Origin of the sequence: Virgibacillus sp. DJP39 (genome assembly GCF_049310925.1) — a bacterium.
Lineage (GTDB): Bacteria > Bacillota > Bacilli > Bacillales > Amphibacillaceae > Virgibacillus_F.
Genome location: NZ_JBMERP010000007.1, coordinates 52,933 through 74,137, shown reverse-complemented (window position 1 = coordinate 74,137; position 21,205 = coordinate 52,933). Strand labels below are relative to the sequence as shown.

General features: G+C 38.0%; 22 protein-coding genes. 13 read left to right on the top strand and 9 right to left on the bottom strand.

The window, feature by feature from the left end; genetic code table 11:
* Positions 1-52 precede the first annotated feature (52 nt).
* Complete coding sequence (locus ACOI1D_RS04630; protein WP_422499598.1) at positions 53-841, bottom strand: NRDE family protein; 789 nt, start codon at positions 839-841, stop codon at positions 53-55.
* A 141-nt stretch (positions 842-982) separates the two neighbouring features.
* Between ACOI1D_RS04630 and ACOI1D_RS04625 the strand changes: the two genes are divergently transcribed.
* Together ACOI1D_RS04625 and ACOI1D_RS04620 are read left to right on the top strand one after the other, a co-directional pair.
* Entirely contained in the window at positions 983-1,831 is an 849-nt protein-coding gene (locus ACOI1D_RS04625) for an NAD-dependent epimerase/dehydratase family protein (protein WP_422499597.1), read from the top strand.
* Positions 1,812-2,015, top strand: coding sequence for a hypothetical protein (locus ACOI1D_RS04620; RefSeq protein WP_422499596.1), 204 nt, complete (start codon positions 1,812-1,814; stop codon positions 2,013-2,015). Before ACOI1D_RS04625 ends, ACOI1D_RS04620 begins: the two co-directional genes overlap by 20 nt.
* Before the next feature lie 47 nt (positions 2,016-2,062).
* Here the strand turns inward: ACOI1D_RS04620 and ACOI1D_RS04615 are convergent, their stop codons facing one another.
* The 3 genes from ACOI1D_RS04615 to ACOI1D_RS04605 form a co-directional block, all read right to left on the bottom strand.
* On the bottom strand, positions 2,063-2,452 hold the full coding sequence (locus ACOI1D_RS04615; protein ID WP_422499594.1) for an RNase H family protein: 390 nt from the start codon (positions 2,450-2,452) through the stop codon (positions 2,063-2,065).
* Positions 2,453-2,755: 303 nt separating this feature from the next.
* Positions 2,756-3,973 (bottom strand): cation:proton antiporter, encoded by a 1,218-nt coding sequence (locus ACOI1D_RS04610; protein WP_422499593.1) that lies wholly within the window; start codon positions 3,971-3,973, stop codon positions 2,756-2,758.
* 321 nt (positions 3,974-4,294) lie between these two features.
* Entirely contained in the window at positions 4,295-5,632 is a 1,338-nt protein-coding gene (locus tag ACOI1D_RS04605) for an MATE family efflux transporter (protein ID WP_422499591.1), read from the bottom strand.
* 190 nt (positions 5,633-5,822) lie between these two features.
* On the opposite strand from ACOI1D_RS04605, the gene ACOI1D_RS04600 reads away from it, so the two are divergent.
* On the top strand, positions 5,823-6,149 hold the full coding sequence (locus ACOI1D_RS04600; RefSeq protein WP_422499590.1) for an SCP2 sterol-binding domain-containing protein: 327 nt from the start codon (positions 5,823-5,825) through the stop codon (positions 6,147-6,149).
* 106 nt (positions 6,150-6,255) lie between these two features.
* Here the strand turns inward: ACOI1D_RS04600 and htpX are convergent, their stop codons facing one another.
* From htpX to fdhD, 4 genes are all read right to left on the bottom strand, one after another.
* Positions 6,256-7,167, bottom strand: coding sequence for a protease HtpX (gene htpX / locus ACOI1D_RS04595; protein ID WP_422499589.1), 912 nt, complete (start codon positions 7,165-7,167; stop codon positions 6,256-6,258).
* A gap of 290 nt (positions 7,168-7,457) precedes the next feature.
* Positions 7,458-7,589 carry an endo-1,4-beta-xylanase gene (locus ACOI1D_RS04590; protein WP_422499619.1) on the bottom strand — a complete coding sequence of 44 codons (132 nt, stop codon included), beginning with the start codon at positions 7,587-7,589 and terminating at the stop codon, positions 7,458-7,460.
* A 23-nt stretch (positions 7,590-7,612) separates the two neighbouring features.
* Positions 7,613-7,765 (bottom strand): hypothetical protein, encoded by a 153-nt coding sequence (locus ACOI1D_RS04585; protein ID WP_422499588.1) that lies wholly within the window; start codon positions 7,763-7,765, stop codon positions 7,613-7,615.
* 224 nt (positions 7,766-7,989) lie between these two features.
* On the bottom strand, positions 7,990-8,781 hold the full coding sequence (gene fdhD, locus ACOI1D_RS04580) for a formate dehydrogenase accessory sulfurtransferase FdhD (protein ID WP_422499586.1): 792 nt from the start codon (positions 8,779-8,781) through the stop codon (positions 7,990-7,992).
* Between the two features lie 334 nt (positions 8,782-9,115).
* Here fdhD and ACOI1D_RS04575 point away from each other — a divergent pair, with 334 nt between their 5' ends.
* The 5 genes from ACOI1D_RS04575 (at position 9,116) to ACOI1D_RS04555 (ending at position 14,905) form a co-directional block, all read left to right on the top strand.
* Entirely contained in the window at positions 9,116-10,429 is a 1,314-nt protein-coding gene (locus ACOI1D_RS04575; protein WP_422499617.1) for an L-lactate MFS transporter, read from the top strand.
* 75 nt (positions 10,430-10,504) lie between these two features.
* Positions 10,505-10,864: a DUF2294 domain-containing protein gene (locus ACOI1D_RS04570; protein WP_422499585.1), complete on the top strand. Its 360-nt coding sequence runs from the start codon at positions 10,505-10,507 to the stop codon at positions 10,862-10,864.
* Between the two features lie 306 nt (positions 10,865-11,170).
* Positions 11,171-13,525, top strand: coding sequence for an FdhF/YdeP family oxidoreductase (locus ACOI1D_RS04565; protein ID WP_422499583.1), 2,355 nt, complete (start codon positions 11,171-11,173; stop codon positions 13,523-13,525).
* A gap of 164 nt (positions 13,526-13,689) precedes the next feature.
* Complete coding sequence (locus ACOI1D_RS04560; RefSeq protein ID WP_422499615.1) at positions 13,690-14,361, top strand: uracil-DNA glycosylase; 672 nt, start codon at positions 13,690-13,692, stop codon at positions 14,359-14,361.
* A 211-nt stretch (positions 14,362-14,572) separates the two neighbouring features.
* Entirely contained in the window at positions 14,573-14,905 is a 333-nt protein-coding gene (locus ACOI1D_RS04555; RefSeq protein WP_422499582.1) for a general stress protein, read from the top strand.
* A gap of 149 nt (positions 14,906-15,054) precedes the next feature.
* Here the strand turns inward: ACOI1D_RS04555 and ACOI1D_RS04550 are convergent, their stop codons facing one another.
* Positions 15,055-15,504 (bottom strand): Lrp/AsnC family transcriptional regulator, encoded by a 450-nt coding sequence (locus ACOI1D_RS04550; protein WP_422499581.1) that lies wholly within the window; start codon positions 15,502-15,504, stop codon positions 15,055-15,057.
* A gap of 273 nt (positions 15,505-15,777) precedes the next feature.
* On the opposite strand from ACOI1D_RS04550, the gene nikB reads away from it, so the two are divergent.
* From nikB to ACOI1D_RS04525, 5 genes are read left to right on the top strand one after another with little or no spacing between them, the layout of a single operon-like run.
* Positions 15,778-16,719 carry a nickel ABC transporter permease gene (nikB, locus tag ACOI1D_RS04545; protein ID WP_422499580.1) on the top strand — a complete coding sequence of 314 codons (942 nt, stop codon included), beginning with the start codon at positions 15,778-15,780 and terminating at the stop codon, positions 16,717-16,719.
* 16 nt (positions 16,720-16,735) lie between these two features.
* The gene (locus tag ACOI1D_RS04540) at positions 16,736-17,629 is read left to right on the top strand and encodes an ABC transporter permease (protein WP_422499614.1); all 894 of its coding nucleotides are present in this window, start codon (positions 16,736-16,738) and stop codon (positions 17,627-17,629) included.
* Between the two features lie 16 nt (positions 17,630-17,645).
* A complete protein-coding gene (locus tag ACOI1D_RS04535; RefSeq protein WP_422499578.1) occupies positions 17,646-19,208 on the top strand; it encodes a glutathione ABC transporter substrate-binding protein in 1,563 nt (520 codons plus the stop codon).
* Between the two features lie 7 nt (positions 19,209-19,215).
* Entirely contained in the window at positions 19,216-20,211 is a 996-nt protein-coding gene (locus tag ACOI1D_RS04530; protein ID WP_422499577.1) for an ABC transporter ATP-binding protein, read from the top strand.
* On the top strand, positions 20,186-21,157 hold the full coding sequence (locus ACOI1D_RS04525) for an ABC transporter ATP-binding protein (RefSeq protein WP_422499575.1): 972 nt from the start codon (positions 20,186-20,188) through the stop codon (positions 21,155-21,157). The genes ACOI1D_RS04530 and ACOI1D_RS04525 overlap by 26 nt, the downstream gene beginning before the upstream one ends.
* Positions 21,158-21,205 lie beyond the last annotated feature (48 nt).

The window sequence follows — 21,205 nt, the reverse complement described above, 5'->3', positions numbered from 1 at the left end:
CTAGATTTAAATGAACTCTCAACAAATAGTAATATAAACCTTTTAACCTCTCTTACCCCACCCGAAATTCAAACCGACTATCTTTCAAAAACTTCCCACCTTCATATGTCCGCTCTACAAAGGTTACCTGATTATCCTGATCAACTAACAAGACAGTGGAGGAGCGGGTCCCGTAATTGGGTGATGTGATAAATTGGGAGGATAGTTTCCGTTCTAGTTCCAAATCTATACCGGTCTGTGGTAATCGATCATCAGAGGCAGTTTCAGTATCGGAAATAATGTTAAATAATTTCTCTGGTTGGACCTCATTCTGACCATTCACGTATTCTCGGAGCATTTTCTTTCCCTTCTCCACCTTTGGCCATGGTGTGTTAAGGAAATGGTTGCTTAGCCCGTGAGTGCCTGCCTTTATTTCCATAATTTCATTCTGGTTATTGCTATAGTAGAAAAGTTTCTCGAAATTTCCAACAAGTACATTGAAGCCGGCATATTTATCCTTGTTTCTTTTTAACTTCTCAAGGAAATCTACAGGAGTATCATCTTCCTCTAAATAACTTTTAACAATATCTCCGCGTGAGACCTTGCCAGTCGTTTTTTCTGCAGGGTCACGAAAATTAGTTAATGCTGCAAAACGTCCTTGTTTTGTTATGCCAAGCCAGGTTCCCATTTGAAGTAAATCGCGTCCCGCAAGGATTTTTGGGTTATCTTTCCAAAACTGTGCAGTAGCGGTTGGACGATTGTAAAATTCATCGCGATTAGCTGCAACAATTAATTTATATTTAGGATGATTGTTAAGCTGGAAATTGATTAAGCACATAATTAGCAGACCTCTTTTTTCCATTAATTATACGTGTAGGTAGTTGAATTATCAAAATTACTGCAGTTGTGGTGGACCTACTCGAATGTCAATCGTTTTAATATCCCAGTTGCAAACTGTATAATAAATAATATAACGTAGACAAATCAGAAGAGGTGGAAATAAATGACTAAGGTAGTTATTACAGGTGGAAGTGGATTGTTAGGTCCTTCTGTTATTGAAGAATTTTTGCAACATGGTTATGAGGTGTTGAATGTAGATCAGCAATTGCCGAAAAATCCCCTTTGTGAAACAATTACTGCAGATTTAACGAACCTGGGTGAGGCGTATGATGTATTGGCAGGTGCAGATGCAGTGGTACATTTGGCCGCTATTCCAAGAGCATATATGTTTCCAGCTGACGTAACATTCCGAAACAATACAATGACAACATATAACATTTTGGAAGCGGCTTCAAATCTCGGTATCAAAAAGGCAGTTATTACATCAAGTGAGTCGTCATATGGAATTGTTTTTGCGAAAAGCAATTTAGAGCCTCAATATGTACCAATTGATGAGGAACACCCTCGTTTACCAGAAGATAGTTATGGACTTTCTAAAATAGTAAATGAACAAACTGCTGAAATGATTCACAATCGTTCGGGTATGCAAGTGGTTTCTTTGAGAATTGGAAATGTTATTGCCCCACATATGTACAAGGATTTCCCAGATTTTATTCACAAACCAGAGCTTAGAAAGACTATTGTATGGAGTTATATTGATGCTAGAGATGCTGCATCTGCGTATCGTTTATCTATTGAAAAGGATAATCTGGGTGTTGTTGCACTAAATGTTGCAGCAGATGACTCCAGTATGGACATAAAGAGTAAAGATCTTATGGCAGCAAGCTTTCCTGGTGTTACAGATTTTCGTGAGCCTTTAACAGGTTATGAGACATTGTTAAGTAATAAAAAAGCAAAAGAAATACTTGACTGGAAACCTGTCCATAAATGGCGTGACCACGTTAATCTGTAAGGGTAATTCAGAGGATGAACAGGAATCAATTAATCGGGAAAGCCACGTGAGGAAACTACTCGAAATACCTGACGATCATCGTGCCGGTACCATTTTAGGATTAGGGTGTCCAAATGAAACACTAAAGCCTAAAAAGCATATTCCGAGAGAAGAAATCGTTCACTACGGTAAGTTTCAGAAATAAGACATAGGACAAGGATAAGGAATCCTTGTCCTATGTCTTGTTTTACACTATCTTTCTAAAATTGCTTTCCTTGCTAGTTTATCTGCATGGTTATTGCTTTTTTCAGGTATCCATTTGATGAAAAAATATGGAAAATGACTTGACTTTTCTCGTATTTTTATAAGTAATGGGAGAAAGGTTTGATTCTTCGTGAGGTCTTTTTCAATCACATCCACTACGAGCTTCGAATCAGACCGGAATGAGAGTATTTCTCCTGGAAACTGCTCAGTACAAATTTCCAATGCTTTGATGACTGCGTGAAATTCAGCTTCGTGGTTTGACATCTCCTCTAAAGGAAATGAATGTTCATATCGTTTTCCATCTGCTTTTATATAAATGCCTGCACCACTGATTCCAGGATTGCCTTTTGTTGCTCCATCTGTGTAAACTTCAATCACTGTTTTAAGCTCCTTTTTTGGGAGTAAAGAAATTATAATAAGTGCAAGTTATAGACTGGATTATAACAGTCTTCAGTATGTGATGCCTGTTAGCAGGAGGATGTTTTAATCATTCTTTCCTCGTGCACTAAGAAAATATAAAAATTTTGCTTTGTTAAGCTTGCATACAGTAACAGCCACGTCCAGCTCCAGCCCCCAGAGACTAGCGAGACTTCCTTCGCCTTCGTACGATAAGTCAACATAGGCTTCCTTTGGTCGCCGAGTTTCCTTTATCTCCTACGGCTCAGTCCAGTCCGTACGTCTCTACCCAGGGTGCTTGCGCTTTTGTTCTGCACTTGCCAACCATTTTGAAAGTGGATAAATGCCGATACTTTGGATCACCAATGATAGAACTACAACTGAAAATGCCAGTGACAGTAGTTTGTCTCCGGTGCTTCTTGATGCCATGGTGCTAAGACTTAACAACAGGAAGACTGACATTGTCCCACGTATTCCTGACCAGGAAATGAGAAGTGCTTTTTTCCAATCCACAATATGTCGCCAACCTCTGAATAATTGCATGGTTCCACTTACAATGATAAACCGAATGATAATAGATGCAAGAAAGACGATTGAGGCCATAACCCAATGTCCGTGAGTTAAATATTCGGTGGCTTCAATACCAATTAATAAAAATACAAGCGTTAGCAATGTAGGTTCCACAACATTCCAAAAGCCAGCCAATGCTTCACGATAATGGTCTTCTTTATTCGTATGGTTAAATTCCCACGATAGCATTATTCCCGAGGTGACAGTGGCCAATACTCCTGAAAACCCGAAATGTTCTGCCAGGTGAAAACCACCATAGGCTATGATGATACTGAGCATTACCTGATAATCTTTATGATGTGTAATGTGAACCAATTTACTGAAGAGCCACCCTATAATAATTCCTAGTACAATACCACCAATTGATACATAAAAAAAGTCTCCTAAAAACTTCGAAAGTTCAAACGCCGTGCCATTAACGTACATACCAGAGAGGACACTGAATAAAACTACACTGGTTCCGTCGTTAATCATTGACTCACCTTCAACCACATCTGCAGTACTTGCATCGTCTGTCGATTGCTTTAAAATTGATACAACAGAAACAGGGTCTGTTGGTGTGAGAATTGAGGCTATCAGCAATGCTCCAACCAGTGATATGTTCAGATAGGCCCCGCCGATAAGGTACGTAACCATTCCAAGCAGTACGGCAGTTGCAATTAAACCAATTGTGCTGAGCGTAGCAATGACCCTTGCATTTTTCCTAAGCGCTTTGGCAGAAAACTGGTATGCAGAGGTAAACAAAAGACCTGGAAGAAATATGTTGTAGATAATGTGTTCTGTTACATGAACACCAGAAAAGTATGGAATAAACGACAACCCGATCCCGGTTAGCAGCAGGATAAATGGAACTGGAAAGTTATTTTGTTTTTTGTCGATAGTAAAAATAATATAGCCAATAGATAGTAAAATAATGATAATCGTTGTAGTCATGTGAGTTTCCTCCAGAAAAATTAACTATGTGTATCATACCCCTATTGTGAAATTGCAAAACGGTGTGGTGTGGGGGTTGGGTTAGCGGTGGTGCGTGAATCGTGAATAGAGCGGCGATTGGCTGAAACCGAGCGCCACCGAGCCGAAATCGAGCGCTGAATCGAAAAATCGAGCACCAACCGTTAGAAATCGCGCGCCACGAGATTGGTGCTCGATTCCCTAGGGGCGGTGCTCGAAAAACCAATTTGGTGCTCGATTTCGGTAGGTTAGTGCTCGAAAACCATCCAAACAAGGCTGGTGAATCAAAAGTTCCACCAATCATTACGTCCTAAACAATTCTTTCTTCCGCCATTTCCCGTAACGATAATAAAGGAAGGCAACAAGGCTGCTTACTAGAAAACTGCTACCCATACCAATGGCAATTCCAGTGTCACCAAAAAGATGAGCGAAAAGTGCTGTTAGTGGATACCGTAAAATCCAAAAGGAAATGATGTTTAACACAAGAATTTGGTACATTGCTCCAGCTGCACGTACGACTCCGTTCAGGATAAAATTAATTCCTAAAAATGGGTAACATAACGCGATAATCTGCAGATATTGTGTTCCAAATTGTACTGCTTCTTCTTCCTGGATGAACAGTCTAACACCATGTTCCGCAAAGAAAACGACAATGATTCCAATTATTAACATGATCGAAAAATTATACAACACACCATACTTTGCAATTTTTTTAACTCTGGCCCACTCGCTGACACCGATGTTTTGTCCTGCCATACTACTCACCGCAGTTCCAAGGGCAAGTGCCGGCAGCATCACAAGACTATCCAGCCGTTGCGCAGCACTAAATCCAGCAACAACGTCATCACCAAAGCCTGTGACAACACTCATAATCGCTGCCACACCAGCTGCAATAACAGCCATTTGCAATCCTGATGGAATTCCAAGGTTCAGGATTAACCCGACTTCCTGCTTAGTCGGAAGTGTCGGAATGCTGAATGGTGCAAGCTTGCGATAAAGAACGAATATGATTCCATAGAGAAAGGCTATTCCCTGGGAGATGACAGTAGCATATGCTGCTCCCTCTACCCCTAAATTAAAACCGGCTATAAAAAGTGGATCAAGTACAATATTTAATGCCACTGCAATCATTACAAAACGCAGCGGTGTCTTGCTGTTGCCAAGAGATCTGAGCACGGTACTAATAAAGTTGTATCCAAATAAAAATAACATGCCGAGGAAGTTAATCTGTAAATAAGCTTTGGCCGAAGTCATCATATTCTCGGGGGTGCCCAGGAGCTGTAAAAATTGCTCAGCAAAAATGAATCCCAAAGCACCCAGTGTTACGGAGAGAACTGTAAGGATTACGACAAAAGCGTTCAGGTAATTTTTCAATCCTTCTTCATTATCCCGCCCTTTTTGTTGTGACAAAATGGTGAGTGCAGCGTTGTTTAAGCCGATAACAAAAGAAAGTACGGTGAAAATAATTGTGCTTGAAACTGCAACAGCACCTAATGCATTTCCACCAAGCAGGTTCCCGACCCACAAGCTGTCAGCAAATTGATAGGATGTTTGTAATAGATTGGTGAGCATAATTGGTCCAGAAAAAAGGATTAATTGCTTCAGTATATTGCCTTGTGTAAAATCATGTTGCTTTTTCATTTGTTAACCAGCCTTCCGTGAGAATTCCTCCCTATATTTTAGCATGTAAGATGAACCAATTCATGGTGCAAGGGGTAAAGGATATTTGGACATAACAAATGAAGGATATGGCTTTTTGCAGGATTTACCAACATATATCTTGAATAAGTAATAGTGTAGTTAATTTCTCTGAAGAAAGAAGAGGTTAAACATGACAGTTAAAGCAGAATTGATGACATTAGTTGATAAAATGAACGCTGATCCAATATTTATTAAGGATGAAAAAAACCGCATATATCAGGTCAACCTTGATGAGAGTGGTCCAGTACAAATCGTAGTAGCCGATAGTCAAGTTAGAGTTGTGGAAGGTAGTTCTCGGGAAGCAGAAGTAATACTTAATCTTTCAGACGAAAATTTCTCCAAGCTCTTAAATGATGATCTTAATACAACAATGGCCTTTATGAAAGGGCAATTGAAAATAGAAGGTAAAATAGGCTTGGCACTAAAGCTTCAGGAAATAGTAAATAAATATCAATAACTTTTTAAAAAATCCCTTCTTTAATCTATATGGAAAAAAACAGCTCATCTTATTAAGATGAGCTGTTTTACGTTTGAAGTTAAACCCCACTTACACACAGGTCAACTTACCGTTGTTCTAAACGCTTAATTCTTTCATCTAAATCTGGGTGAGATGAAAAGAGTGACATCATGTTGCCTTTTCCATTAATTTTCATTGTTTGGATTGCTGAGTCGTCGGTACGATCATTGACTCTAGCTTTGGCTACGTGATTTTTTAAAGAACGTAAAGCATGCGCCATTTTATCGCGACCGGCTAGGTCTGCGCCACCACGGTCTGCATGATACTCCCGGTGACGTGAGTATGCACTGACGACAATACTTCCAAGAATTGAAAATAGGATCTGGAAAATTATAATTGCCGCAAAGCGAACAATCATTTCCATCTCTTCGCGGACAAATCGTGACACGATAATTGCTGCGATTCTTGAGAAGAAGACAACAAAAGTGTTGACTACACCCTGCAGCAACGTCATAGTGACCATATCGCCATTCGCTACGTGAGCGACCTCATGGGCAATAACACCTTCAACAGCATCATCGTCCAAATTATTCAGTAATCCTGCTGAAACTGCGACAAGGGATCTTTTCTTTGAAGGACCAGTTGCAAATGCGTTAACTTCCGCAGAGTTGTAAATTCCAACCTCTGGCATATGCATTAATCCAGCAGCGCGGGATAGGCGGTGAACCTTCTCAACAATGGCACGTTCATGTCCAGATAATTGACCATCGGGATCGAGCACTTTGACCTTCATCATCTTCTTGGCAATCCAACGTGATATTGCCAGTGAGAAGAATGAGCCGATAAAACCAATTAATATGCTGAATACCATAAGTGAACCATAGTTAATTCCTAAACCAGGACCATTATTTTCAAAAGTACCGCTAATACCTGTGTATTTTGTAATTAGTGACCAGACGATTACTATTGTCGTCATTACTAAAATATTTGTTAAGATAAACAGAAATATTCGCTTCATCTATTTTCCCCCATTCAAGTTGTACAACTCTTATTTTACCACAATTGCGCTGTGTAATAGAAGTATATTGGTTGGGGTGGGACAATTTTAATAGCACTTTGGTAACAAGAGTTTGAAATTATCCTTTTTTTGGTGTTGGAGAAACAAGAAGACTTACGCATCAGAAGTCAGAAGCAGAGGAAGAAGGTTTATAAAAAAGCGTACCTATACACAATTAAAAAATGCCAAACACCAAAAATAATTATTGATTTGGGTGTTTGGGATTAATCGGGTGGTGCCAGTACACCGAACTAATCCATGATTGACCAGTATGCTGGTTTTACATTGTAATTTTCATCAAATATGAATGGTGCGTCTTTCCCCAGTCCATTGTCGCTGTAATCTGCTGTTCGGGTATCTAGCCATGTATGGTTGTCAGCAATACCCAGAAAGTTACGTTACTAATTTAGTCATCCAATTCCCCGTATAACTCGAACAATTGATTATAACTATCTGCCTGAGCCTCAAGAATAGTAGCTGGAATTTCTTGGGTATTGAATTCACCACTTGGAGGCCAGCCATAAAGACTTACGTCAAGTTCAGTAATCTGATTGTCCAAAATGCTAGGTTTCCTTAAAGCTTTTAAAAATGGCAGTATACGGCTATTACCAAAGAGTTAGATAATCAGGTTATAGGTAAAGAGAAAAAGTAACTCAGCATGTTGAGTTACTTTTTCTCTTTACGCGGAATTATTTCCACGCTTATCGAAAAAACGGTCTTTGCGAGATAACCGGATATTTTCAACTTTTTGTTTCCTCCCTTTATCGGAAGGAAATATTGTGATTAGCTAATCGTTATTCTTTCAGCGTGTGAGTATACGTTAAACGACTGTCCGCGAATGAATCCGACGGTAGTAATGTTTAGGTCATCTGCAAGCTTGATAGCAAGGTCGGTTGGAGCGGATTTAGAAAGAACAATACCTACACCAATTTTTGCTGCTTTTGTAAGCACTTCCGATGAGATCCTCCCACTGAAGACAATGATTTTATCTCGAACACGTATTTTGTTTAAGATACTATAGCCGTATAATTTGTCAAGTGCATTATGTCTACCAATGTCTGTCCGATCGACTAAGGTTTCAGTTGGGGTACAGAGAGCTGCGTTATGGACACCGCCGGTATTTTTAAACATGACACTATTTCCCTGCATCATGTGCATTAGATCAACACATTCTTCTGCTTTAATTGTTGTTTTAGACATTGAAGTTTTGGCAATGCGTACATCGCTTTGAAAATAAAATTGTCTACTTTTCCCACAACAGGAGCCAATAAATCGTTTGGAATAATCCTGTTGATTTATTTCAATCTTTGATTTCAACGTAACGTATGCAAAACCAAGCGCTTCATCAATCTGTATATCTTTAATGTCATCTTTAAAAAAGATAACTCCTTCAGATGCTAGAAAGCCTATAACTAATTCATCTAGGTGAGAAGGAGTACAAACCATCGTAGCAAATTCCTCACCATTGACGTGAATTGTAATAGGGTATTCTGTCACAATTTCATCGTCCATTACTTCTAAGTTCCCATTCAAGTATTTTGTGATAGGTCGTTTTTGGCTTATATTTTGAACCATATTTTTTCACCTTATTCAAATTGTATATTAGTTTAATTATCATCTAAACACAATCTATTTTATAACACAAGTGCAAGACTCGAGCTGAATTTTTATATCAATAGTATAAAACCTATTGATAATTAAAGCGCTTTCGTGTTATGATTTTAAAAATGGTCACAAAATTGTAATAAATTTGATGCGAGATAGCGCTCCTGTCATCGGTTAAATTTACTACAAACAACTTAACTTATGCATGAAAATTAACTGTTGGCTCAGGTAGTAGCGAATCCTGCTATTTACTAACCGTTAATCTTCCATATATGAGTACATTAGTTATGTATTCTATTTGGAGATTAACGGTTTTTGTTTTGAAAAAACACAAAAAAAGGATGAGGAAAAGATGCAAAAAGTAAAAAACAGATGGTTAATTGCAGCTTCGGCTGTAGGGATACATATTTCAATAGGCTCTGTTTATGCCTGGAGTAACTTTACCAACCCATTAATTGAACAGTTTGGTTGGTCAGCTAAACAAGTACAATTGACATTTAGTATAGCAATTTTATTCTTAGGTTTATCTGCAGCATTTCTAGGGCATTTTGTTGAAAAGTACGGCCCAAGAAAAGCAGGACTTCTAGCTGCTGCATTTTTTGGAGTAGGAATATTCGGATCTGGGTTTGCTGTAAATATGAGTTCTTTACCATTATTATACATCTTTTATGGTGTACTCGGAGGGATTGGATTAGGAGTTGGTTACATTGCTCCGGTTTCTACTCTAGTAAAATGGTTCCCCGATCGCAGGGGATTAGCAACTGGTTTAGCAATAATGGGATTTGGTTTTGCTGCAGCGATAAGTAGTCCAATTATGAATTCACTAATTCAATCAGTTGGTACAGCTGAAACATTTTATATTTTGGGAGTTGCTTATTTTGTTGTTATGGTAGCCTCATCCTTGTATTTGGAAAAACCGCCGGCAGATTGGTCTCCAGCAGGATTTCAAGAAAAAGTAGAAAACGGAAAATCCATGTTAAAACAAGATCTATCACAACTCAAAGCTAACGAAGCAATAAAAACATCAAGGTTTTATTATTTATGGGTAATGTTATTTATCAATGTTACGTGTGGTATTGCAATTCTGTCTGCTGCAAAGCCGCTTGCGCAAGAGAGTATTGGTCTTACTGCTACAGAAGCTGCAGCGCTTGTCGGTGTACTTGGATTATTTAATGGTTTAGGTAGAATCGGTTGGGCTTCTATTTCCGACTATATAGGAAGAACAAATACTTATACGACGTTTTTTGCTATACAAATCGTAATATTTGCGGTATTACCATTTACAACATCAGTAATACTTTTCCAAGTGATGCTTGCAATTGTTTATACGTGTTATGGCGGAGGGTTCGCTGCAATCCCAGCATACATCGGGGATTTATTTGGGACAAAGCAGCTTGGTGCAATTCATGGGTACATTTTAACTGCATGGGCAGCTGCCGGTTTAGCAGGACCGATGTTTGCCGCATGGATGAAGGATACAACAGGGAGTTATTCTACAAGCTTGACGTTTTTTGCAGGATTATTTATTATTGCTTTAATCATTACTTTTTTTATTCGCAAAGACATCAAAAAATTACAGTTACTTAGTACTGAAGAGGCTAAAAGTTTAGCAAGCTAATATATAGTCTTTAAACCAACTAATAGAGTTTGGAGAAAGTGTAGGCTAGTTATTGTTTTAGGTAGGAGGACACCCGTGAATAAGTATGAGGCAGAATTCAGTAACCTTGTTCGCTCTTTTAGAAAAAAACATATGGGTAAAGGTCCTAGCAAAATTACAACAACATTTTGTAAGAACTGGGCTATTTGCGAGATGGAGGGTAATCTATCGCCAGTAGAAAGGTTCATCGCAGGCGCAAATGAAGGAAAGCAAGTGCTTCGAGCTGCACGAACAGAAATGGTGAAAGAAATGTACAGAAAAAACCCTCCTGTAGAAATGGAAGATTACTTAGGTTGTAAATATGTAGATTTGTTTGTTGATATTGATATTGACCGCGACTTCGGAATGTCTATCTTCATATTTGATGAAAATATAGAAGAAAAATATCGTCAATAAGGTTTGGCACTTAGTAGCGACCCTGCTTAAGACTTAACCACCGTATTATTTTCCTTGTGGAATTTGCGGTGGTTTTTTCTTTGAAATTTCATAGGATGTGCATAATTAAGGTACCAATTTGGGTGGCAACATCTAACTACCAACGTTGCGTGGGCACAGGTCATACGGTGGCTTCCAGGAGTCAGGTTATGCAGACGATGATACAGAACACGTGCAGTCTAAGTCAGCCCTCTTCTAAACGGATGCTTGCGCTTTTGTTCTTAGTTTGCGCATAAAGTAGTTAATTTTATAAGGAGTGAGTAAAATATGGGAGAAACAAAACACCAAGGACCTATTAAAATATCTAAAGTACCTGCACCTAAACATTGGGTGAGTCCAGTTCCATTTGGTTTAGGAAAGGTAAAACCCAAACACATAAGAGACACGATGAAAATTATGTGGGAAAATAAGGATAATTTAAATTACGCTAAAAATATTCTTACAAAAGGTGTTTGTGACGGATGTGCACTAGGAGTTTCAGGTCTTAAAGACCAAACACTAAAAGGTCCTCATATATGTACAACTCGTTTGAATGTATTGCGTCTTAGTACAATGCCAGCAATGGATGAAGAGTTGGTTCATGCAGATATTGATGAACTAAAGAAATATAGTAGCGCAGAACTGCGTCAGTTAGGCCGAATCCCATACCCACTGATTCGGAGAAAAGGGGAGAGAAAGTTTTCACGTCTTGATTGGGATGAAGCGATGGATATGATTGCTGAAAAGATGAAAAAGCTTGACCCGAAACAATATGGGTTTTATTTGACTTCGAGAGGGATTACCAATGAATCTTACTATGTTGCTGGAAAGGTCTCTCGATTCCTTGGAACAAATCATGTTGACAATGCTTCTCGTATCTGCCATTCACCTTCAAAAACAGCCCTTAAACGTTCAGTAGGTATTGGAGCGAGTAGTTCAAACTATCAGGATTGGATCGGCACTGATGTGCTATTGTTTTGGGGTTCTGTTGCTTCAAACAGTTCACCTGTATCAACTAAATACATGCTAGCAGCTAAGAAAAAAGGAACAAAGATTATTGTTATTAACCCATATAGAGAGCCGGCGATGGATAAGTACTGGGTTCCTTCAAATGCTGAATCTGCATTGTTCGGTACCAAAATTGCAGATGATTTTTATCAAGTAAACATTGGTGGAGATATAGCCTTAATGCACGGGATCATGAAACATTGGTTTGAAATGGAAGAAGAGGCAGTTGGTTCGGCAATTAATCATCAATTTGTGCAAGAGCATGTTAATGATTATGAGGAGCTTAAAGCTAAAGTCGAAGAACAAACTTGGGAAGAAATTGTGAAATCCTCAGGAGTAGAAAAAGAAAGAATAGCTGAGTTGTCTGAGTTGTTAGCTAATAGCAAAAATGCGGTATATGCTTGGGCATTAGGTTTAACTATGCACTCGTTTGCAACTGACAACATTTCGCAAGTTGCTAACCTTGCACTACTCCGTGGGCACATAGGGCGCGAACATGCTGGTTTGATGCCTTTCCGTGGTCACTCTAGTGTTCAAGGATCTGGTGAAATGGGAGCAGATCCATTTGTTCTTCCTGGTGGAGGCTGGGACAAGGAAAATGTTAATAGAATAGAAGACATATGGAATTTTGAACTGCCAAAGTGGCAGGGTGATATTGTTGGAGTTTCTCTTGAGAATGTTGTGCTACCCAATGATAATGATAGAAAGCTAAAATTATATTATATGAGTGGTGGAAATTTCTTAGAAACAATGCCAAACCCAGAATTTATTGAAAAAGCGTTGTCTGAATTAGAAATTCGGGTTCACCAAGATATTATTTTTAATACTTCAACACTAGTTGATGCAAAAGAAGCAGTTATTGTTCTTCCAGCAAAAACTCGTTATGAACAAGAAGGTGGAGGTACATCTACATCGACAGAACGCATGGTTTATTTCTCTCCTGAAATAAAAGGTAATAAACAGGTGGTTGAAGAAGCACGCACAGAATGGAAAATCTACATCGATCTTGCTAAAAGGGTAAAACCAGAAACAGCACATCTAGTAGATTTTAAAGACGGTCAAGCTATAAGAAATGAGATTGCATTGGCAAATAAAGATTACGATGGAGTTCAATATATGGAAAATCAAGGTGATGTTTTCCAATGGGGTGGTGCATGGTTGTGCGAAGGTGGAGTTTGTCCAACTCCTGATGGGAAAGGAAACTTGATTTCAGTTGATATTCCTAGCCTTAATAAGCCAGAAGGAACATTCTACATTACAACTCGTCGTGGAAAACAGTTCAACTCTATGGTTTACAAAAAAACAGATCCACTTAACGGCGCTGGTCGTTACGATGTATTAATGAGTGAGAAGGATGCCAAGGAATTAAATATCACAAACGGAGAACCAGTTGTAGTTTATAACCAACACGGTACCTTCCAGGGAAAAGCTAATTTTGCGGAAATTGCAAAGGGAAATGTCGGTCTTCATTTCCCAGAAGGAAATTTCTTGATTCCAAAAGGTATTTACGATGGTCCTTCTGGAATCCCTCAATATAGTGTTGCAGTGAAAGTTGAAAAAGCTGAACGTTATAATGCAAAAAAAGATGTTAAATATTTTGAGGGAAGAGTAGAAGAGTTAGAAATGGAAGTTTAAAGTATGTTTAATAGATTATGGTATAAAATAGCATAAAGTATTAGACTAAAATAGAAATTGATAAGAAAAAATTCTAATCAGTGATGAATACTTCTGAATAGGAGCAAACTTTTGTTTACTCCTATTTTGTGATCGGTTTTTACGAAAGGGAGTGCGGAATGTCAATCAAAATTCTGGATAATGATTGGAAAAAGTTATTGAACGAGGAATTCACAAAACCGTATTACATGGAATTGCTTGAATTCTTGAAAGAGGAATATAGTACCCGTACTGTGTATCCTCAGATGGATGATATTTTTAATGCACTTCATTACACAGCTTTTCATCAGGTGAAGGTTGTTATTCTTGGTCAGGATCCTTATCATGGACCGGATCAGGCGCATGGTTTGAGCTTTTCAGTGAAACCTGATGTTACTATTCCGCCGTCCTTAAGAAATATTTTTAAAGAAATGCAAGCTGATATTGGAAGTGACATGCCTAAGGACGGATATTTGGCCAATTGGGCGAAGCAGGGTGTGTTACTGTTGAATACTGTGTTAACCGTCCGAGCGGGAGAAGCCAACTCACACCGAGGAATGGGGTGGGAAAATTTCACGGACAAAGTGATTTCGTCTTTGAATGAAAAAAGTACACCAGTTATTTATATTTTGTGGGGACGCGCCGCACAAAAGAAACAAAATCTTATTGATACCGATAAACATTATTTGATTCATGCCCCACACCCAAGTCCATTATCTGCACATCGGGGTTTCTTTGGAAGCAAGCCTTTTTCCAAAACCAACCAACTGCTAAAACAGGCTGGGCTAGATGAGATTGCCTGGGGACTGAATGAATAGAAATGTGTTTCTTTTGGCAGGTAAGAAAGTATAAATCCTTTCTTACTCCATAAGTGGAACTAGGGCTTTCGCCATTAAGGCTTGGCGATAAGCCGAGTTATCTAACTGAATGAGATGGTTTATTAATCGACTCGAATGGGAAAATTACTACTAAGATGCAAGTGTTCAAACTCTTCATCTTAATAAAATTATTCTTAAGGAGGAGATTATAGTGAAACCAATAGTGAAAGAATTTCAGGATGATACGCAATTAATGGACGAGGTAAATATGCTGTCTGAACGAGGTGTTTCTACACGCGATTTATATGTGGTCTCTCATGACTCCGACCGGACTGATCGAGTTGCAGATAAGGTAGATGCTAACAAAGTTGGTATGAAAGAAGAAGGAATCACTGAATCGGTGGGAAATATGTTTCGTAAAAAAGGAGACGAGCTGCGTGTTAAATTTAAAGAGCTCGGATTCCCTCAAGATGAAGCGAATGAGTTGGAAGAGAAATTAGATCACGGCAAAATCCTATTAATTAATACCAATCCAGTTCATTAAAGTAATAGTTAACTATAAAAGCCAGCAAATTTGATTTTCATCTAATTTGCTGGCTCGCTTTTTACCCAACTTTGTTTAAGTCAAACAGGTATTTCTTCTAGCGACCAAGTGGAATTTGACTAGTGAGGTCGATGCACAGGGTGAATTCACTATAACTTATAACCTGTTCGACTTTTAAATCTTTTCAATAATATAGAGCTTTCTACTCTAGTTATTCCTTCCACAGCATATAGTTCGTTGTTAATGAACACTTCTAACATTTTGAAGTCTTCTACAAGAACATGCATATGTAATGTACTTGGGCCAGTCATTTGATAGACACTTGCGACACTTGGATTGTCAGCAAGGTTTTGGGCCACTTCCTGTAGTTGTTTTGGTTCTACATCTACTTCGAAAAATGCTGACACATTTTTACCGAATTTCTCAGAGTTTACAACCACTGTAAAGTTTTCAATTACTCCAGTTTCCTTTAAATTTTCAATTCTATCCTTAACGGCCACACGTGAAAAACCCACTTTTTCCCCTAATTCAACATAGGATAACCTTCCGTCTTTAACTAGTTCTTCAATTATCTTTCTATCAACTTCATCATATTTCATAGCTAATTTCCCCTAAAAAATTACATAATTTTGATTACTTTTATACTATCACAAAAATAAGAATACTGACAAAATAATTTATAAACTATTAGTAATAGTTAGACAAAAAGAAACCACTTACATAAAAATTCCACATTTATGTAAGTGGTTTAACACTTTTATCTTACTTTTGTAGAAAAATCTATTGACTTTCAATTTTAAATTATGTAACATATTAGTAATTTAACAAACAGTTTGAAAACTTTTAATATAGTGAATTGAAGGAGGGATAAAGTGATTGGATTAATAGTTAGAAGGTTGTTCCAGTTGGTATTATTATTACTGGGTATCTCATTTCTTGTATTTATGAGCATGCATATTGCCCCAGGCGACCCAGCCACCATCATTGGAGGACCAACAGCAAGTCAGTCAGATTTAGAAGCTATTCGAGCAGATTTGGGACTGAATAGACCAGTTTTAGTTCAATATTTTGATTACATGATGGGTGTATTCCAAGGGAATCTTGGCTATTCTTTCCAGACAAACCAATCAGTAACAGAAGCAATTATTACAAGATTTCCTAATACATTAAATCTTGCAATCGCTAGTATGATCGTTGCGGTAATTATTGGTGTTACTGCCGGAATTATTTCTGCTATTAAACAGAACTCCTGGTTTGATGTATCTAGTACTACATTTGCGCTTGGTGGAATCTCTATACCAAACTTCTGGTTGGGTACGATGCTAATTTTATTTTTTAGTGTAGAGCTCAGATGGCTTCCCGTAGGAGGACTTAGTGAACCTTTCTACACAATAGAGGGCTTTAAGCATCTTATCTTGCCCGCAATAACACTAGGTACTGCTTCGGCTGCAATGATTGCTAGAATGAGCCGATCTACCATGCTGGAGGTAGTTAACGCTGATTATATAAGAACTGCAAAGGCAAAAGGAGTAAAACATAGAAATGTCATTTGGATTCATGCACTACGAAACGCCATGATACCAGTTATCACAGTGATTGGGATGAACTTTGGTGGATTATTAGGTGGAACCATAATTGTGGAACAGGTATTTGCAATTAATGGTGTTGGACGTCTATTGATCGATGCAATTGCAGCGAGAGATTTTCCAATGGTACAAGGAACTGTTCTCTTAGTAGCAGGATTGTTTGTCTTTGTAAATTTAATAGTTGACATTGTTTATGCAATCATTGATCCAAGGATTAGTTACGATTAGAAAGAAGGTAAATAGTATGTCTTCTGAGGCAGTAGTTGACCAAGCAATAAAGCAAAAGAAAAAAGAAAAACCGTTTGTTCGAATTATGCGACGGTTAGTAAAAAATAAGTTAGCAGTGTTTGGCTTATCTATCATAGCCATACAGATATTGATGGCAATTTTTGCACCACTGTTAGTAGGCTATGACCCTGTAGACCAAAATTTAGCGAAATCTGAGTTGGGTATAGGTTCTGAGGGGCACTGGCTAGGGACTGATAACTATGGACGAGATATGTGGTCCAGATTGGTTTATGGAGCAAGATTATCACTTCTTGTAGGGCTTATATCGGTTGTTATTGGATTAGCTGGTGGGGTTACGTTAGGTCTTCTTTCTGGTTATTATAAGAAATTAGACGGAATTATTATGCGAATAGTGGATTTATTATTCGCCTTTCCTGGTATTCTACTTGCTATGCTAATTATAGCGATGCTAGGTACGAGCATTGTAAATGTAATAATCGCAATTAGCATCTGGTCAATACCTGGTTGTGCCAGGATTGTCCGAGGAAGTGTACTTTCTGTAAAGAAGCAAGAATATGTACTAGCGATGAAGTCACTTGGAGCAAGTAATAGTAGGATTATAATTAAACATATATTACCTAATTGCATGGCACCAATTATTGTATTCGCGACAATGAGAATGGCAACATCCATTCTTTCTACCTCAGCATTAAGCTTTTTGGGGTTAGGTGCTCAACCACCTACAGCTGAGTGGGGAGCCATGATAGCTGCTGGACAGGCCTTTATGTGGACTGCTCCACATATGACCATTGTTCCGGGAGTTGCGATAATGCTAGTTGTATTTGCTTTTAATGTTGTTGGTGATGGATTGCGTGACGCATTAGATCCTAACATGGATTTAAATAATTAACACAGGAGGAAAGAAAATGAAAATAAGTAAAATGAAAGTACTATTTAGTTCAATGTTGGTTTTGTTATTGTTAGCTGTTGCAGGGTGTAGCGGAGACTCGCCTAGTAGTGATAGTAGCACTGATGGTAGTGCTAAAGGGGAAAATGTTAAGCAAGAGATTACCTATGCTGCAACATCAGATATTGTTGGTTTGTCACCAATTGATACAAATGATTCTGTTTCGACTGCTATGATTGGGCAAATTTACGAAACACTATTTACACGTAATGGAGAGACTATGGAAATTGAACCACTTTTGGCTAAATCCTATGAGAATCCAGATAAAAATACATGGGTTATCAAGCTTAAAGAAGGTATTAAATTCCAGGATGGAACTGATTTCAATGCAGAAGCGGTAAAGTATACATTTGATCAGTTCATGGATCCAAAAAGAGCTGCACCTCGTGCTTCGTTATTAGAACCAATTGAATCAGTAGAAGTTAAAGATGAGTATACGGTTGTTATAAAAACTAAATATCCTTATGGACCATTATTAGCTGCATTATCACATAAAAATGCATCAATTGTTAGTCCGACTGCTGATAAAGATGGAGACATCATGAGTGATCCAGTTGGGACGGGACCTTTCGAATTTGTAGAAAGAGTTCAAGGTGACCACGTTACATTAAAGAAAAATGAAAACTATTGGCAAGGTGAACCTGCACTCGAGAAAGTAACAATGAAAGTTGTTCCAGAGTATTCTACTGCAGTTTCTATGTTAGAAACGGGTGAAGTACAGTTTATAGATGGGATTCCAGCTGAACACTTAGCTAGAATTAAAAGTATCGAAACTGTAGAAGTTCAAACAAAAGAAGGAACACCTGTTTACTACCTAGGATTTAATATGAATAAGGAACCGTTTAGCGATCAAGATTTCCGTAAAGCAATTGCACATGCAGTAAATACAGAGGCATATGTAAAACAATTAAACGGTTTAGGTGTTCAAAATGACAGCATTATTGGTCCAAAAGTTTTTGGTTATAAAGAAGAAGCAAAAGATGCAGGGTACGAGTATGATCCAGAAAAAGCAAAAGAGATTCTTAAAGATAATGGATACAAAGGACAAAAGATTACTCTATTAGCATCAAATTCGGGTAGTTATATGAAGATGGCTGAGATTGTACAATCTCAACTTAACGAAGTAGGACTAGATGTATCAATTGAATCAATGGAATGGGGGACTTTCTTAGATACAACCGCACAAGGTAATTTTGAAATGACCTTCTTAGGATGGACAAATAGTACTGCTGATGGTAGTGAATTATTATATCCAAACTTACATTCAGATAATATTGGTTCGTCAAACCGTATGAATTATAACAATCCAGAGTTTGATAAATTGGTAGATCAATCTCGTACACTAGTTGATCAGGAAGCTCGGTTACAAAAACTTCATGAAGCAAATATGCTAGCTATTAAAGATGCAGTATGGGTTCCTATGAATCATGGTGTCGTATCTGCTGCATATGACAAGAGTGTGAAAGGCTTAGATTTAGATCCAACAGGAACATGGTCACTCTATAATGTAAGTAGGGAGTAGGGTAAAAATGGAACAGTTACTTCAAGTGGATAATCTGGTAACCCAATTTCGAACAGCTGAAGGCAATCTTTCAGCTGTTCGTGGGATATCTTTTTCAGTAAATAAAGGCGAAACTCTTTGTATAGTAGGAGAATCAGGCTGTGGAAAAAGTATCACTTCTCTTTCTCTAATGGGACTTCTCCCTTCAAATGGAACAATTGCAGAAGGATCCATTCTATTTAATAATGAGGAACTGACCAAAAAGAAAGAAGAAGAATTGAGACAATTGCGTGGAAACAAAATGTCAATGATTTTCCAAGAACCGATGACAGCACTAAACCCTTTGTTTTCCATAGGTTACCAATTGAGGGAACCTTTAATGATTCATAGAAATATGAATAAAAAAGAAGCGAATATAAAAGCAGTAGACCTTTTGGAACAAGTAGGAATACCTGATCCAGTTAAAAAGTTAAAGCAATTCCCACATGAATTAAGTGGTGGTATGCGTCAACGCGTAATGATTGCAATGGCTTTAGCTTGTAAACCGTCTTTATTAATTGCAGATGAGCCAACAACAGCACTTGATGTAACGATTCAGGCGCAGATACTAGATTTACTTGATGACCTAAAAAAAGAAATGGATATGGGTGTTATTTTTGTAACCCATGATATGGGAGTAGTAGCTGAAATAGCAGATAGAGTAATGGTAATGTATGCAGGTGAAGTGGTTGAAATAGGGGATGTTAAAAAAATATTTAATGATCCGCAACACCCTTACACGAAAGGTTTACTTGCTTCCGTACCTAATGTTGACGATGAAACACATAAACTTGAATCCATTCCTGGAATGCTACCAAATTTAAGTGAAAAAATTGAAGGATGTAGATTTCATACACGTTGTCCATTTGCGACAGAGAAATGTGTCATAGAAAAGCCACCTTCTTTTCTTGTCTCAGAAGGTCATCAATCAAAATGTTGGTTACAGGAGGTGAACACCCATGACAAAACAGCAACCCCTTCTTGAAGTGAAAAATGTAAAAAAGTATTTTCCGATAAAAAGTGGAATTTTAAAACGAACTACTGGTAACGTGCAAGCTGTAAAGAACGTTAGCATTGATGTTTATGAAGGTGAAACTTTAGGTGTTGTGGGTGAATCTGGTTGTGGAAAGTCGACTTTCGGAAGAACTATTTTGGGATTGGAAGAGCTTACCGACGGTTCTATTAAATTTCGCGGAGAAGAAATCGGAGGTTTAGCTGAAGGTAAACTTAAAAAATTTAAAAAAGAAATGCAAATGATTTTCCAAGATCCTTATGCTTCACTAAATCCACGACAAAAAGTTGGTGATGCCTTGGAAGAAGCTTTTATTATTCATACAACGTTACCAAAAATTGAGAGACTAAAACGGGTGAGAGAGTTACTAGTTGAAGTAGGTTTGCAAGAAGAACATTATGAAAGATATCCCCATGAATTTAGTGGTGGACAAAGGCAAAGAATTGGTATTGCCAGAGCGATAGCTTTAAACCCTTCTTTAATTGTTTGTGATGAAGCAGTTTCAGCTTTAGATGTTTCTGTTCAAGCACAGATCATCAAACTTTTAAAAAAAATCCAAGAGTCACATCAACTTACTTACTTGTTCATTTCACATGATTTGGGAGTGGTTAGACATGTTTGTGATAGAGTCCTGGTTATGTATCTAGGAGCAACTGCAGAACTAGGATCGTCAAAACAATTATATGAAAACCCACTTCATCCATATACAAGAGCGCTTTTATCTGCAATTCCTCGCCCAATTCCAGGTAGAAAAAAAGAGCGAGTTATGCTTAAAGGCGAGTTACCCAATCCATCCAACTACCCAACAGGTTGTCCGTTCCATACCCGTTGTCCAATAGCACAGGAGCATTGTAAGACAGTAGTTCCTGAATGGCGTGAAATTGAAGATGGCCATTTTGTAGCATGTCATGAAGTTTAAGTTACTTTCTTATTTAACAGGTAAACTTCATTTTAAGTGGGGGGTTTC